Origin of the sequence: Vibrio sp. Isolate32 (genome assembly GCF_022397955.1) — a bacterium.
In the GTDB taxonomy this organism is placed as follows: domain Bacteria; phylum Pseudomonadota; class Gammaproteobacteria; order Enterobacterales; family Vibrionaceae; genus Vibrio.
Genome location: NZ_JAKEUQ010000013.1, coordinates 42,943 through 58,829, shown reverse-complemented (window position 1 = coordinate 58,829; position 15,887 = coordinate 42,943). Strand labels below are relative to the sequence as shown.

The following is a 15,887-nucleotide window of genomic DNA, read 5'->3' as shown; positions in this document are numbered from 1 at the left end:
TTGATGTGCGTTATTACTTAATAGTAATACGAGCAAACTTACGCTTACCAACTTGGTAAACTGCAGTACCAGCTTCAGGTACCAGTTTGTTGTCTTCAACTTTCTCGCCTTCGATCTTAGCAGCACCCTGCTTGATCATACGCATCGCATCAGAAGTCGAGTTTACTAGGCCCGCTTCTTTTAGAACGTTAGCGATTGGTAGGCCTGCTTCGAATTCGAACTCAGGCATATCATCTGGCACTTGGTTTTTAGCAAAGCGGTTAACGAACTCTTGCTCTGCTGCATCAGCATCTGCTTCACTGTGGAAACGAGCAATGATCTCTTTAGCCAGAAGTACTTTAACGTCACGTGGGTTTTTACCCGCTTCAACGCTAGCTTTCAACTCAGCTACTTCTTCAAGCGGACGGAAAGACAGAAGCTCGTAGTAGCTCCACATTAGGTCATCAGAGATAGACATGATCTTACCAAACATCTCGCTTGGTGCTTCGCTAATACCGATGTAGTTGTGTGCAGACTTAGACATCTTCTTAACGCCGTCTAGACCAACAAGTAGTGGCATCATCAGTACCGCTTGTGGTTTTTGACCTGCCGCTTTTTGCAATTCACGCCCCATTAGCAGGTTGAACTTCTGGTCAGTACCGCCAAGCTCAACGTCACTCTCTAGTGCAACAGAGTCGTGACCTTGTAGAAGTGGGTACATGAACTCGTGGATAGCGATCGGTTGACCACCAGCGTAACGCTTTTTGAAGTCATCACGCTCAAGCATACGAGCAACAGTTTGGTTAGAAGCAAGACGAATCATGCCTTCTGCACCAAGGTCAGATAGCCACTCAGAGTTAAAGCGAATTTGTGTTTTCGCAGGATCTAGAATTTTGAATACTTGCTCTTTGTAAGTTTCAGCATTCTTCAATACGTCTTCACGGCTTAGTGGTGGACGCGTTGAGTTTTTACCTGATGGGTCACCAACCATTGCAGTGAAATCACCAATCAGGAATGTCACTTCATGACCAAGCTCTTGGAAAGCACGAAGCTTGTTAAAGATAACCGTATGGCCTAGGTGGATATCTGGAGCCGTTGGATCGGCACCCAGTTTAATGCGTAAAGGACGACCTTCTTTTAATTTAGCAATCAGCTCGTCTTCTGGAATTAGTTCTTCTACGCCACGTTTGATCTCGGCTAGTGCAGCTTCAATACTCGCCATTCTTGTTCACTCCCACAGATTTGGCAAAAATATAATAGTTAGACATCTTACTTGAATAGCGATGTATTTTGAAACCAGTTACACTATTCCGTCGCCGATTTTCATAATATTTACAGAACGAACCGGAACATGTTGTCTATTTTTGCACGCCTTCCTATATTGCACCGGGCTTTTATCGCATTTTTTAGTGCCATAATTTTCATAGCGATTTTCTTACTTCCCGACGTCAACAGCTTACGCGACGATACGGGCGCACTTGTCGTAGGTAAACATTACCCCTTGAGCATCGATGCTTCCGCGCTAGTAAGCTCGAATGACGCACCACCAACAGCTGTCCTTAACTGGGAAAAATACACAGTTCGCTCTGGCGAAAGCACTTCTGTTTTATTTGAACGTATTGGTCTCTCATACCGCTTGTTACTCAACCTTCTCAATACCAATAAAGACATCAAAAAGCAGCTCTCAAACCTAAGACCTGGTGATGTGCTGCAGTTCGGATTTGATGAAAACAACGACCTTATTCAGCTAAAACGACAACTAAGCGCGTTTGAAAGCTTCAAAATCACCAAATCTGGCGATTCATTCACTTCAAGTTTTGATAAAAAAGAAGTCGCTTATCAATACAACTATGCAGAAGCCAATATCACCTCTAACTTCTGGAATGCTGGTGTCAGCGCAGGCTTAACCGCCAACCAAATCATGGAGCTGGCGGGTATCTTTGGTTGGGACATCGACTTTGCATTGGATATTCGTAAAAACGACAGCTTTAAAATCTTATACCAAGAGAAAGTAGTTGAAGGTGAAGTGATTGGCCGAGGCAAGATCATGGCTGCTATTTTTACCAACCAAGGCGATTCATTTACTGCGGTATTAGACGATAAAAGCGGTAACTACTACGATGAAAACGGCCGAGCGATGAAGAAAGCCTTCCTGCGCTCTCCTATCGATTTTCGTCGTGTAACCTCGAACTTCAACCCACGCCGAAAACACCCAGTAACAGGTAAGGTTCGTGCTCACCGAGGCACCGACTATGCAGCCCCAGTTGGTACACCTATCTGGGCTGCAGGTGATGGTATCGTGCAAAAGTCTGGCTATAACCAGTTCAACGGTAACTACGTGTTCATTCGACACAGCAATACTTACATCACTAAGTACTTGCACATGAAGAAACGCATGGTGAAAACAGGGCAACGAGTCAAACAAGGTCAAACTATTGGTACTCTGGGCGGTACAGGCCGTGTAACTGGCCCACACTTGCACTACGAGTTCTTAGTTAATGGCGTTCACAAGAATGCACGTACTGTGAAGCTACCTCAATCTAAGTCGCTAACGGGTAAGGCAAAAGCAACCTTTATTGCAAACTCAGAGATTCGATTGAAAAACCTTGAGCGATACGGTCAGTTACTAGCGACGAACTAGAAAGTTCAAGACCTGTAGCTTCATAGCAAAATAGAAAAACGAAAAGAGCGCCCATCAAGGCGCTCTTTTTTAAGATCGTCAAACCATGATTCCTACTATTTTTCGGTTTTGTTGTTTCGCCCTAGCATCAACAAGCAAGGAGTCAGCACTAAAGTCAGTAACGTGGCAAACGCCAAACCACCGGCTATCGCGGTCGCAAGCTGTGACCACCATTGGGTGCTCGGCGCGCCGAATTCTATCTTTTGGTTAATCAGATCGATGTTCATCTCTAATACCATCGGCATTAAACCTAAGATAGTCGTGACGGTCGTGAGCATTACAGGTCTTAAACGTTGAACACCCGTTCTTAGAATCGCATCTCGCTTATCTAAGCCTCTTTTGATGAGCTGGTTATAAGTATCAATCAGCACGATATTGTTGTTCACCACTATGCCGGCTAACGCTATGACCCCAATCCCCGACATCACAATGCCAAACGGGCGTTGGAAGATCAGCAAACCAACGAACACGCCAACCGTAGAGAACAAGACTGCACTTAGAATTAAGAAGGCTTGATAGAAGCTGTTGAACTGAGTGATAAGAATCAAAGCCATCACCGCTAGTGCTACTAAGAATGCACTTTGCAAAAAGGCTGACGAGTTCTCCTGCTCTTCATTTTGACCACGAATACGAAAATCTACGCTATCTGGAAGCCCTAGCTCACTTAACGCCTGCTCGATCTTTGGCAGTTCTAAAGCAAGGTTATACCCTTCTTCCATATCTGCCATGATGTTGACAACTCGCTTACCATCAAGGCGTTTGATGGTGTCTTGCTTGTGGTCTGGAACGATCTGAGCAAAATTAGTTATCGGAACTAGGCCTGCTGGCGTTTTGACTCTTAACTGGTCAAAGCGCCCGATATCTCTTTTATCGCTTGGGTAGCGTACCAAGATATCGACTTCTTCTGCTGAGTCATCAGGAAGATAATCACCAATCTTTAATCCATTAGTGACGAATTGAACGGTATTCCCCACTAAGGTGGCATCAGCGGCAAAACGCGCAGCATCGTCGCGGCGAATATCCACCTTCCAATCGATACCATCTTTACTTGCTGTATCGCTGATATTGGTCAGCGTTTGATTACCATCCGCCCAACTTCTCACGATCTTTGCTGCCTGATTGAGCTGCTCTGGTGTTTTAGCGGATAGCTCGATAACCAAGTCATTTTCAACCGGGGGCCCTGCGTCTGGGAACTTATATTCGATCTCAACGCCAGCGTACTGGTCGGTTTGTTGCTTTAACTCTTCAATGATCGCTTTCACGCTACGGCGATATTGCCAGTCGACAGGCGTAATCGAAATCAAACCAATCTGGTCGTCACCACCGGTACGCGTATAAACGGTATCGAACTCTTCATGATTCAGCATCACTTGCTCAATATCATGCATGATGACATCTTTTTCTTGAATAGAGAGATCACCATGCGAGCGCACTTTAACGTTAAAGAATGGCGGATCGACCTCTGGGAAAAACTCGGCACCTAAGCCTGCTTTTGAGTAAGTAAAGCCGACTGCAACCGCAAGCAATATCGCGCTAAAGAGAATTTTAAACGGGTGCTTAATCGCTAAAGAAAGTGTGTGGTAATACGCCTTAGTTAAGCCTGTCGCTTGAGAAAAGTCGCCGTTATGCAGGGCGACCATTCGAGCTTGATTCTGAGGCGAAACGTACTGAGGTTTACCAATCAAGCCACCTAACACCGGCACAAACAACAGCGCCATAATCAATGAAGCCGTTAAAGTCGCGATCAAGGTGAGTGGTAGGAACTTCATGAATTCGCCCGTCACGTCAGGCCAGAACAACAGCGGAGCAAACGCCGCTAATGTCGTTGCGGTTGATGCCGTTATCGGCCATGCCATCCGCTTGGCTGCATCTCGGTAGGCATCTTTGCGCCCTTCTCCCTCTTGCATCCGTCTATCTGCGAATTCAGTCACCACAATCGCGCCATCCACCAGCATTCCGACCGCCATAATCAGCGAAAACAGCACTACGATGTTAACGGTCAAACCGAATACCGAGAGGACGAGTAACCCTGTCAGGAATGAGCCGGGAATAGAAATACCCACTAACAAAGCAGTACGCACACCAAGAATAGCGATGATAACGATCACCACCAGAATAATGGCGGATAAGATATTGTTTTGCAGATCATTGAGCATGATCTTCACATCTTTAGATTCATCCTTGGTGTACTTGACTAGCAAATTATTTGGCCACTCGGCTTGCTGCTGAGCGCTAGCCATTACCGCTTTCACCAGCTCAACCGTTTCAATGATGTTCTCACCAGCACGCTTCTTGATATCCAAGACCACCGCAGACTGACCATCTAAGCGAGCAAAGCTCTCTGGGTCTCTAAATGCTCGGCGTACTGTCGCCACATCACCAAAAGTAACGACTTGTTTACCATCCACTTTGATCGGTAACTCAAGCACATCTTTTAAAGAGTTAAACACCGAAGGGACTTTGACTGAGAAACGGCCATAGCCCGTATCGACAAAACCGGCGGCAACCACCCGATTATTCAATGCAATCAGGTTATAGATATCCGCTTGGTCTAGGCTGTAACTTTCCATAAGCAGAGGATCAACGATGATTTCAACGATGTCTTCTCTGTCACCTGCAATATCGACCTCTAGTATTTGGCGATAGCTTTCTAATTTATCTCCCAGCTCTCGGGCAATTTGTACAATTGTGCGTTCAGGAACGGTGCCGAATAACACGACAGACAGCACTGGCTGCTTAGAAGCGAGTGTTACTTCATTAACGGTCGGCTCATCACTGTCTTCTGGGAGTTTTGGCTTAGCAAGATCAACGGCGTCACGCACATCTGCCATCGCTTTGGTAAGATCAACCCCAACATTAAATTCCAACACCACAGAAGCATGTCCTTCTGCGGCGGTTGAATTCATCTCTTTTACGCCCTCAATCGACCTAAGCTCTTGCTCAATAGGTCGCACCAACAAGCGCTCAGCATCGGTTGGTGAGATCCCTTGGTGCCCAACTGAAACGTAGATAATCGGGATAGTGATATCTGGGCTCGATTCTTTGGGGATCGTGATATAGGTAATAACACCTGCGACCAAGATCAGCGCCAACAGAGAAAGCATGGTGCGAGCACGAGACAAGGCTGCATCAATAATTGAATACATCGGTTATCTCCTACTCAGCCGTTGAACTTGAGAGAGCAGCACCTTGCCCAACTGCAATCACCGAATCACCATCACGAACAAAGCCTTGTCCGACGGTAATAATATCGACCTGTTGATCTAAGCCAGTGAGCCACACGCCATCTTGCTCTGCCTTAACGAGCTGTATACCGACAAACTTAACGCTTGGTGTATCACCGACTGACACCAATGTTTTAACTCCGAGATTTCCGGCTTCATCCAATGCCAGCATCGCAGGTGTCACCTTAATAGCATCTCGTGTTTCTAGGTTGAGTTTCACTTCAGCGCTCACACCTGCGGGCAGTAGGCCTTCAGAGTTATCGATTTCAATTTCGATTGGGAAGGTATTAGTAGAAGCTGAAGAGATTCGAGACACATAACGCAATCGCCCTTCTACTTCATCTCTACCAAGTAGACGGACCAATGCGTCTTGATTGACTAACAGATGCTGAATATGACGCTCACTGACGTCCGCTTTAATCACCAGAGGGTCGAGGTCAATCACACTAGCAACGGAATCTCCCACACCAACAAAATCACCGAGCTCGACCATTAAATCTTGCACCACACCCGAGAACGGTGAAGTAATCACAGTATTCTTTAAAGCCAGTTCCACATTGCGCATCATAGCCTTCGCTTCTGTTAACGAAGCCTCTGCAGTGGTGTAGGCGATTTCCCCTTGCAGCCCTCTTTTCTTCAGTGACTGTGCCGCTTTAAATTCTTTCTGTTTAAGGCGATATAGAGCCCAAACCCGCTCTAACTGTATTTCCAAGTCGCCTTTATCGATCTGAGCAATGGCTTGCCCTGCTTTTACAGTATCACCCTTAGCAACGTTTAGCCTGACGACCTTGCCCGCAACTTCTGCTCCCAATCGAGCATGCCTATCGGGTGCTGTTCGACCGTATAAATCAATGGTTCTAAAAGTGGGTGATGAGGTAAATGTTTGGTAGGAAACCTTGGCTAATGGAATCTCTGTCGCTTTTTTGTCTGGCGACTCTTCGGCTTGTCCCACTCCTAAGCCAAGCCAGACAGAAAGCAGTATGACTAAAGTCAGAGAGACCAACCACGGCTGCTTTAGTTTCTGAAAAAGTGGCAAGTTAGAAAATAGAGTAGGCATAGCAAATCCTTTTCTGGCGCATTACGCGCGTAAATTAGCTCAATCGCGTCGTGTGCAACTTCCTGATACACATAGGTAACCTTAACAGACCAAGGACAAATGAAGTTGGACAGTATCGACAGTTTAAAAAATATTCCGAGTACTAAAGGGAAGTAAAAATAAAGGGGATAAAAAACAAAAACGCCGAACATAAGTCCGGCGTTTACGATGCTTCGAATATGGCTTTCAATTAAGCGACGTTAATCTCGGCCTATACGCTGAATGATGCACCACAACCACATGTAGTTGTTGCATTAGGGTTGTTTACAAAGAAACGTGCGCCTTCTAGGCCTTCAGTGTAATCAACCACGCCACCCATTAGGTATTGTAGGCTCATTGGATCGACAACCAGCGTTACACCACTGTTTACGATAGTAGTGTCACCATCATTTACTTTTTCATCGAATGTGAAGCCGTATTGGAAACCACTACAACCACCACCTGTAATGTATACACGCAGTTTTAGCTCTGGGTTTTCTTCTTCAGCAATCAGCGTTTGTACGCGGGTAGCTGCTGCATCAGAAAAAGACAATGGGATATTTGCTTCGCTCACGACAACCTCTCTTACCTGTGTCAAAAACAACATGATACAAATCTAATTCGAGACCATAGTTGTTGAGTATTTTCTTATATTCTGCTGATTATCCAATACCTGACTGAAACGTTCAAGTATTCACCACCTGATCGCCGTTTTTCCTGCTAAAAACTCATCAAATAAAAACAAAATGAATGTGCAACCACACAAAATAATCAGATTCGGGCGATTATATCAGCTAAACCATTCCTAGTTGGATTATGGATAGGTACAATGCCTGCCAATTGGTCCGACAGTCAAAAGAGGATATATCAATGACCAAATCAGCAGAGCTGTACGAAAAAGCACAGCAAACTATTCCTGGTGGCGTAAACTCTCCAGTCCGTGCATTCAATGGCGTAGGTGGTTCTCCAATCTTCGTTGAACGCGCTGATGGCCCACTTATTTTTGATGCTGATGGTAAAGCATATATCGACTACGTTGGCTCTTGGGGTCCAATGATCCTTGGTCACAACCACGCTGTTATCCGTGATGCTGTAATTGAAGCAGCTCAACGTGGTCTTAGCTTCGGTGCTCCAACTGAAACTGAAATCAAAATGGCTGAACTTGTGTCTGAGATGGTTCCGTCAATGGAACAACTACGTATGGTTAGCTCAGGTACTGAAGCAACGATGAGTGCAATTCGCCTTGCTCGTGGCTTTACTGGTCGTGACAAAATTCTTAAGTTTGAAGGCTGCTACCACGGCCACGCAGACAGTCTACTTGTAAAAGCAGGTTCTGGCGCTCTGACTCTAGGTCAACCAAGCTCTCCTGGCGTACCAGCAGACTTTGCTAAGCACACACTAACGGCGACATTCAACAACCTAGACTCTGTACGTGAGCTGTTTGAAGCAAACAAAGGTGAGATCGCTTGTATCATCGTTGAGCCTGTAGCGGGCAATATGAACTGCATTCCACCAGTAGAAGGCTTCCACGAAGGTCTACGTGAGATCTGTGACCAAGAAGGCGCGCTACTGATCTTTGATGAAGTAATGACAGGTTTCCGCGTTGCTGAAGGCTGTGCGCAGGCTTACTACAACATCAAGCCAGACCTAACGTGTCTTGGTAAAGTTATTGGTGGCGGTATGCCAGTGGGTGCTTTTGGTGGTCGTAAAGACGTGATGCAATACATCGCACCAACGGGCCCAGTTTACCAAGCTGGTACTCTTTCAGGTAACCCAGTAGCAATGGCTGCGGGCTATGCATGTCTGAACCTTCTACGTGAAGAAGGCAACGAGAAGCGCCTAGCATCAAAAACAAAGCAGCTAGCGAATGGCTTCAAGCAACTTGCTGACAAGCACGGTATTCCAATGCTAGTTCACCAAGTCGGTGGCATGTTTGGTTTTTTCTTCACTGAGCAAGAAGCAGTAACGTGCTACGAAGATGTAACCAAGTGTGATGTAGAACGCTTCAAGCGCTTCTTCCACCTAATGCTAGATCACGGTGTATACCTTGCACCTTCAGCATTCGAAGCAAGCTTCACATCTCTTGCTCACGGTTCAAAAGAGATTGAAGCGACACTAGAAGCCGCTGACCGTTCTCTTGCTATTATTGCTGCAGAAAGCAAATAATCAAAAGCGCGAATAAGTCGCTAACTGATTGAATTTAGGGCTGCATTAACGCAGCCCTTTTTAATGGATAGCACTAAGCTTATAAAGGGAACTCCCTCTGTCGCATCCGTCGAGCTATACCGGCAAAGCGCTTAACGTTCCCAGAACAAGAAAACCAACAACATCAGCGTACCAAGGAACATTCTGAACCAAGGGATCTCTTTTTTCGTTTGCTGCTCTTCATCTTGGCATTTCTTATCTTTATTACAGCATCCCATTATCAAAACTCCTCATTGCTAACTCTCTGTTTTGCAGCCATTATAAACTCAGAACGCAAATATAGAGACCATTACCGTGTCAGAAAAAATTAAAATCAATTCCAGTCACTGGGTAATCATCATTGCGCTGCTCGCTGCGGCTTATGCTTGTTACCTACTTATAGAACCATACGTTAACTCAATCGTGATGGCCTTCATCATTTCACTGTTAATGTTTCCGATCCATGAGTGGCTTGAAAAGAAGATCCCAAACAAAGCAAACCTCGTCTCATTGCTATCCTGTGTGATCTTAACCTTTATTATTGTTGTCCCTTTACTGGCAGTATTTGCAGCGATTGTGCAGCAAGGCTCTCTATTTTCTCAAAACACTTATCAATGGGTCACCCATGGCGGTATTCAAACCCTGTTTGAGCACCCTATCGTGGTTAAAGCGCTATCTTTCATCAATAACTACCTGCCTTTCGACAATATTGAACCGAAAGCTATCGCACAGAAAGTTGGCGAGTTCGCGACGAGCTTTGGCTCTAAGCTTGTCGGCATTAGTGCGAAGATCCTTGGTGATGCGACCAACTTCTTGATGGACTTCTTCTTGATGCTGTTCGTTCTGTTCTTCCTACTAAGAGATCATGACAAAATCATCAGTGTGGTTCGCCACATTCTTCCTCTGTCTCGCAGCCAAGAAGACAAACTTCTCGCTGAGATTGAGCAAGTATCAAAATCAGCAGTGATGGGGTCATTCCTAACCGCTATCGCACAAGGTATTGCTGGTGGTTTCGGTATGTGGATTGCTGGCTTCCCAGGACTGTTCTGGGGCACCATGATGGGCTTTGCCTCTTTCATCCCGGTGGTCGGTACTGCGCTAATCTGGATCCCGGCGGCGGCTTACTTGTTCTTAACCGGCGACACGACTTGGGCTATCTTCCTAACGGTTTACTGCGTGGCGATTGTTGGCTCGATAGATAACCTACTACGACCGCTGTTAATGCAAGGCAGTGCGGGTATGAACACCCTAATGATCTTCTTCTCGCTACTGGGTGGTATCCAACTATTCGGACTGATTGGTCTTATCTACGGCCCGCTGATTTTTGCGATTACCATTGTTCTATTTAACATCTACGATGAAGAGTTTAAGGACTTTTTAAATCAGCAAGACAAGAGTTAAACCGCTCTTCAATCACTTACTTGCCGAACGAGTATTAAACGCTTCAAGCTTTGGGCGGATTATGCGAAAATCCGCCCTCATTTTTTGCTAACAATTCAATAGAGTGTCCTATGTCAGCTTATATTGCCCCAAGCCAGATTGCTGAGCGCCAACTTGCCTACTTTGAAGGCAAACATGTTTTAGTTGCCGGTGAGGCTGAAGACTTATTCCCTGTTGAGTTAGCAAAACACTGTGAGTCTGTTTCTGTATTTACTTCAAACTACAGCTACTACCGTCAGCTTGAAGGCTACAGCACTATTCAACGTTTTTACGGTGCTGAGTTTACCGAAGAGACCAAAGCTGATTTAGTGATGTTGTACTGGCCAAAAGCAAAAGCTGAAGCTGAGTTTTTGCTAGCGATGCTGTTTGCCAAACTAGGCAAAGATACTGAGATTGTTGTGGTTGGTGAGAACCGCTCTGGTGTGAAAAGTATTGAGAAGATGTTTGCCGCTTACGGTAAGGTCGCAAAATACGATTCAGCGCGTCGTTGCTCTTTCTACTGGGGTCAATGCTTTGAGCAGCCAGCCGCTTTTAACCTGCAAGACTGGTTTAAAACCTACACGGTGAACATTGGTGAGCAGTCTCTTACTGTTAAAAGCCTGCCAGGTGTCTTTAGCCATGGTGAATTCGATGTCGGTAGCCAGCTTCTGCTCGATACTTTGCCAACCTTGAAGGGTAAAGTGCTGGACTTCGGTTGTGGTGCAGGTGTACTCGGTGCAGTGATGGCCTCTCGCAACCCTGATATTGAGCTTGAGATGTGTGACATCAGTGCGTTTGCAGTAGCGTCGAGCCAAGCAACTCTAGAAGCGAACGGCTTAACGGGCAAAGTTTTCGCTTCTGATGTCTATTCTGATACAGCGCAAGACTATCAATTCATTATCAGCAACCCACCATTCCACTCGGGCTTGGATACTAGCTACAGTGCAACAGAAACCCTTCTGGCGCAGGCTCCACAGTATTTAAACCGTTTTGGTGAGCTGATCATCGTTGCGAACAGCTTCTTAAAATACATCCCGATTATTGAGCAAGCATTTGGAAAATGCGCGACTCTAAATAAGACCACAAAATTCGCGATCTACCACGCAAACAAATAGCCTCTCTAGCACAGCGCAGGGTCATTATCTGCGCTGTCTGTTCATATTTTTATCAAAAGTCTATAAAAGTGAGCTTTTGCACACGCTTTAAATACCACTTACTTGTCAAAGTAAAAAAACTCGTTAATTTCGTTAAATTGGAAACCATTAATTCTATTCTCTGTACTTGTTTTAGCCCCTTTTAGCAGTACATCAAAGGAAAGTAGTACCCAATTTATGTTTAGATTTTATCGTAAGCAGAAGTTTAAGCGCCTTCAAAACACCCTAATGCTGGCATTTCTTGTCCTTAGTATTACTCCAGTGACACTTATCGCGATATTTTTCCTCCAATCGCACAGTCAGGATCTTCAGGAACAAAGCACTTCGCACCTTGTTTCTGTTCGTGATACTAAGCAACAACAGATTGTCGACTACCTACAGGCTCAAGAATCCCAAGTGATGGGCTTTGTTCGCTCAGAACTAGCCAATGCCAGTGGCGGGCGATTCTACGGTTTAATCAATGCATTCCAACGCCTAGGGTTAGATATTGACGAAGCTCGCAGCAATGCTCAGCAACGTTATATTCAGGGGTCTGGCGATCAGATCAAAACATCCATTCTTCCAGAATCGAGCAGCTATATTGGTAGTGAACGTTATCGCCTACTGCATAAGCGCTACCATAACGCGTATCTAGAGCTACTTAAACGCTCCGATTTTGACGATATTTTATTGGTTGATATCAACGGTAACGTTGCTTACTCCGTCTTTAAAAATGACGATTACGGCACTAACTTGATAACAGGTAAATACAAAAATGCAAACCTAGGCAAAACCTTTCAACGCTTGGAAAAGGACGTAAAAGACAAACGTAAATCCAACGAAGACTACACGCCGGTTATCGTTTCTGACTTTAAAGACGAAAATGGTAAACAGACCGCATGGTTAGGCGCACCTATCGTGCAACAAGGCTACCTGCACAGTTACGCTATGTTTAGACTGCCAATCAATGGGATTACTAAACTAATCACCGATCTCAACAAGAGTTCAAATATTCAAACCTTGCTTGTCGGCGATGATCACCAACCACGCAGCCTTGCCCATTCACAAGAGTCTATTAATCTGAGTCTAGATGTTGTTGATAAAGCTCTGGCTGGTGAAACGGCGGTTGGTACCTTCGACAACACACTAGATCAAGCGATAATTGCGGCCTATACGCCAATTGAGCTGAAATACGCAACATGGGCTCTTGTCGTAGAGCTGCCAGAAAAAGAGGCGTTTGCCCGAATTCATCAGCTAGAAAAGATCTTTGTGATCGTGATGCTAACAGCGATCATTCTCGTAGTAGTTGCATCGCACTATCTGTCTAACTTCATTACATCCCCCCTGCTTAAACTGACGTGGGCTGCTGAAAAGGTATCTGCGGGCGATCTCGATGAAACCATGATCAATACCGAACGCAAAGATGAGATAGGCCGCCTCGCGGTCAGCTTCGAAAGAATGCAGCGTTCGATTCGTGAAAAAATTCAGCTGATCAAAAGCCAAAACGATGAGCTTGAAGACAACCTTAAGACCATCCAAAAACAAAATGATGAGTTGCAGCTAGCCAACAAACTCAAAGATGAATTCTTAGCAACCACCTCACACGAGTTGAGAACACCTCTGCACGGTATGGTTGGTATTGCTGAAGCATTGATATCAGGTGCGAATGGCCCTATTCCGGCTAACCAGAAATATCAGTTGGATATCATCATCAATAGTGGTCAGCGACTAGCAACCTTGGTTGATGATCTGCTTGATTATCATAAGATGCGTTACGGCAGCTTGGACATTAAGAAATCTGCCGTTGATCTGTCTGCAGCCACCAGCTTGGTGCTTGAGCTATCACACCACCTGTTGGGCAATAAGCCGATTCGTATTATTAACCAAGTGCCGAGTGATTTGGGGCTAGTTTCGTCCGATCCTCAGCGCCTTGAGCAGGTGATGTATAACTTGGTCGGCAACGCTATCAAGTACACATCAGAAGGTAAAATAGTTATCTCTGCAAGCGTTATCGACGATAACATTCGTGTGCAAGTGGTCGATACCGGTCAAGGCATACCAGCAGAGTACCTTGAGCATATCTTCGAACCTCTTATTCAAGCAGGCCAAGACGCCAGTAACTATCGCCAAGGTGCTGGCCTTGGCTTATCGATTAGCCGCCAGTTAATTGAGTTAATGGGTGGTTCGCTGTACGTAAGTAGCCAACCAATGCTAGGTACTACGTTCAGCTTCACTCTGCCTTTAGCGACAGAAGAAGAGCTTAAAAACTACAATGAATCAGGTAGCCACTCACACTTCAAAGCTCCTGACTTGATTGATAACACGCAGCAGGAAAACAGCGTCACCAATGAGAACCCTGATGGTCCACTGCTAGTTATCGCTGATGATGAACCCGTTAACCTTCGTGTGCTAGACAGTTTCTTGAAACTAGAGGGCTATCGAGTACGTACAGCCTGCGATGGCCCTGAAACCATCGAATTGATTGAAAAAGAGAAGCCAGAACTATTGCTGCTCGACATCATGATGCCAGGCATGAGCGGCTATCAAGTGTGTGAAACACTGCGTAAGCAATATGACCATGCGCAACTACCGATCATAATGCTGACCGCACTCAACCAAGCAGAAGACCGTGTACGCGGCTTCGAAGCTGGCACTAATGATTATTTGTCTAAGCCATTTAACAAACAAGAACTAGCCGCTCGAATTACAGCGCATCTATCAGCAAGTAAAGCTGAGCAGAGACGTCTTGAGAACGACCAACTACAACTAGAGCTCAAGCACAGAGCGATGGTTGAAGCTAACTTGCTAGAAACTCAAGGACGTTTACTCGAGCAGCTAGAATCAGCGCCAGAGGCCATCATCTGTATTCGTGATGACCAACGAATTCGCTTTGCTAACGAAGCGGCGGCGAAACTCTTTAGGCGCGGGCAAGAGCAACTAAAACGCTCAATGGCCGACGAGATCATTGCACCTAAATACCTCAAGGTAGAACAAGCACACTACTGTGGTGATATCGACATCTATATAGATGACACTCGTCAGCGCATACCTAGTGACATCCTCAAGTTACCTGAAGGCTCTGGGCTAGACACCATGTACATCTTCAATGTTGGCGGTGGCGTTAACTCAAACCGTATTAATAACCTTGAAACCGCAGTTGAAGCGCTTTCTAGCTATGCCTTTGAAGGTGATAAAGACAAACTGCAACAATTGAAAGAACTCGGTGGTGAGTTTACTCGTCTGGCAGATAAAGCCACTGGAGAAGGTAAAAACAAACAAGAGTTAATGCGTGAAGTCTTAGTCGACGCGATGACCAACGCCATCTTTTACTGGGAATCGGTTACCGGAGAAACTAAGTTTGCGTTCGCAGAGAAGAGTGGCTTATGGCGTGTTTACCTAGACAGAAGCACGCTACAAACGCGAACGTTAGACAAATACCTACGTGTAGAAACGCTGCCCAAAACACCTCGCTGGCGAACAGTTCTAAGCTCTATCGAGTTTATTCTCGAACACTGTAAAGAACAGACACCAGAGAGAACGCACATTGAGATGCTCAGAGACAAACTACAGAAATTACTGACCAGTTAATCCTGAACTAACCTCACTTTATTAGCTCACCTTGCGTGGGCTTTTTTGTACATATAGAGTGATAAAAAGCACAATTAGAGCCGTTCACACCCACTTCTTTTACAGCTTTAAACAAGAGAAATATCACGCTATTTCGACGTAATGAGTATCAGCATCAGTTACCAATTTTGCTCTATTCTCCACCGATTCTAACCGTAGCCTGACTATTTGTTGCAGTTTGAGAAGCGAGTCACAACAGAACGGCAGATTTAATTTTCTCGGAAAATTTAACGTAAAATTAGTAAGTGACCAAGATCTACAATTAGATTAAATTAGAAACAACCACCATCTTTAAAAACACCCAATGTAAGTAACCACTTACATTCAACATTCAACACTCAACTAGTTGCGAGTCACATCACCCTAACAATTACGAACAAAAAACCACCAAAGCGCCCTATTTTGACGTTAATGACGTGAGGTTATCTATTTTTAACGTTTTTGACGGGAAACGAGTTTGATTAATTCATCGATAAGGTGTTTTCTTACTCCTGCCAAAGGCCTACAGGCCACTCTTACCACTTCTCGGAATCAACGATGAATCTGGAGTAACGAAGAAGAGGTAG

10 protein-coding genes are annotated in these 15,887 nt (G+C 45.2%); 5 read left to right on the top strand and 5 right to left on the bottom strand.

Going from position 1 to position 15,887, the window contains the following annotated elements; all coding sequences use genetic code 11:
- Positions 1–13: 13 nt before the first annotated feature.
- Positions 14–1,201 (bottom strand): tyrosine--tRNA ligase, encoded by a 1,188-nt coding sequence (gene tyrS, locus L1D11_RS11805; RefSeq protein ID WP_239832605.1) that lies wholly within the window; start codon positions 1,199–1,201, stop codon positions 14–16.
- A gap of 129 nt (positions 1,202–1,330) precedes the next feature.
- Here tyrS and L1D11_RS11800 point away from each other — a divergent pair, with 129 nt between their 5' ends.
- On the top strand, positions 1,331–2,620 hold the full coding sequence (locus L1D11_RS11800) for a peptidoglycan DD-metalloendopeptidase family protein (RefSeq protein ID WP_128159489.1): 1,290 nt from the start codon (positions 1,331–1,333) through the stop codon (positions 2,618–2,620).
- A 95-nt stretch (positions 2,621–2,715) separates the two neighbouring features.
- Here L1D11_RS11800 and L1D11_RS11795 read toward each other — a convergent pair whose 3' ends face one another.
- From L1D11_RS11795 to erpA, 3 genes are all read right to left on the bottom strand, one after another.
- Positions 2,716–5,805, bottom strand: coding sequence for an efflux RND transporter permease subunit (locus L1D11_RS11795; RefSeq protein WP_239832604.1), 3,090 nt, complete (start codon positions 5,803–5,805; stop codon positions 2,716–2,718).
- A gap of 10 nt (positions 5,806–5,815) precedes the next feature.
- Complete coding sequence (locus L1D11_RS11790) at positions 5,816–6,940, bottom strand: efflux RND transporter periplasmic adaptor subunit (RefSeq protein WP_239832601.1); 1,125 nt, start codon at positions 6,938–6,940, stop codon at positions 5,816–5,818.
- Between the two features lie 250 nt (positions 6,941–7,190).
- Positions 7,191–7,532 carry an iron-sulfur cluster insertion protein ErpA gene (erpA, locus tag L1D11_RS11785; RefSeq protein WP_004738231.1) on the bottom strand — a complete coding sequence of 114 codons (342 nt, stop codon included), beginning with the start codon at positions 7,530–7,532 and terminating at the stop codon, positions 7,191–7,193.
- A gap of 296 nt (positions 7,533–7,828) precedes the next feature.
- Between erpA and hemL the strand changes: the two genes are divergently transcribed.
- Entirely contained in the window at positions 7,829–9,124 is a 1,296-nt protein-coding gene (gene hemL, locus L1D11_RS11780; RefSeq protein ID WP_004738229.1) for a glutamate-1-semialdehyde 2,1-aminomutase, read from the top strand.
- 131 nt (positions 9,125–9,255) lie between these two features.
- Here hemL and L1D11_RS22650 read toward each other — a convergent pair whose 3' ends face one another.
- On the bottom strand, positions 9,256–9,381 hold the full coding sequence (locus L1D11_RS22650; protein ID WP_004734537.1) for a hypothetical protein: 126 nt from the start codon (positions 9,379–9,381) through the stop codon (positions 9,256–9,258).
- Positions 9,382–9,457: 76 nt separating this feature from the next.
- Between L1D11_RS22650 and L1D11_RS11775 the strand changes: the two genes are divergently transcribed.
- The 3 genes from L1D11_RS11775 (at position 9,458) to L1D11_RS11765 (ending at position 15,282) form a co-directional block, all read left to right on the top strand.
- Positions 9,458–10,543: an AI-2E family transporter gene (locus L1D11_RS11775; RefSeq protein WP_239832600.1), complete on the top strand. Its 1,086-nt coding sequence runs from the start codon at positions 9,458–9,460 to the stop codon at positions 10,541–10,543.
- Positions 10,544–10,653: 110 nt separating this feature from the next.
- A complete protein-coding gene (rsmC, locus tag L1D11_RS11770) occupies positions 10,654–11,676 on the top strand; it encodes a 16S rRNA (guanine(1207)-N(2))-methyltransferase RsmC (RefSeq protein ID WP_239832599.1) in 1,023 nt (340 codons plus the stop codon).
- A gap of 216 nt (positions 11,677–11,892) precedes the next feature.
- The gene (locus L1D11_RS11765; protein ID WP_239832598.1) at positions 11,893–15,282 is read left to right on the top strand and encodes a response regulator; all 3,390 of its coding nucleotides are present in this window, start codon (positions 11,893–11,895) and stop codon (positions 15,280–15,282) included.
- Positions 15,283–15,887: the final 605 nt, after the last annotated feature.

Bases quoted from the DNA above. Each gene is read 5' to 3' on its own strand.
- L1D11_RS11800 (WP_128159489.1), top strand. From the start codon at position 1,331: ATGTTGTCTATTTTTGCACGCCTTCCTATATTGCACCGGGCTTTTATC.
- L1D11_RS22650 (WP_004734537.1), bottom strand. From the start codon at position 9,381: ATGGGATGCTGTAATAAAGATAAGAAATGCCAAGATGAAGAGCAGCAA.
- L1D11_RS11790 (WP_239832601.1), bottom strand. From the start codon at position 6,940: ATGCCTACTCTATTTTCTAACTTGCCACTTTTTCAGAAACTAAAGCAG.
- L1D11_RS11765 (WP_239832598.1), top strand. From the start codon at position 11,893: ATGTTTAGATTTTATCGTAAGCAGAAGTTTAAGCGCCTTCAAAACACC.
- tyrS (WP_239832605.1), bottom strand. From the start codon at position 1,201: ATGGCGAGTATTGAAGCTGCACTAGCCGAGATCAAACGTGGCGTAGAA.
- L1D11_RS11795 (WP_239832604.1), bottom strand. From the start codon at position 5,805: ATGTATTCAATTATTGATGCAGCCTTGTCTCGTGCTCGCACCATGCTT.
- rsmC (WP_239832599.1), top strand. From the start codon at position 10,654: ATGTCAGCTTATATTGCCCCAAGCCAGATTGCTGAGCGCCAACTTGCC.
- hemL (WP_004738229.1), top strand. From the start codon at position 7,829: ATGACCAAATCAGCAGAGCTGTACGAAAAAGCACAGCAAACTATTCCT.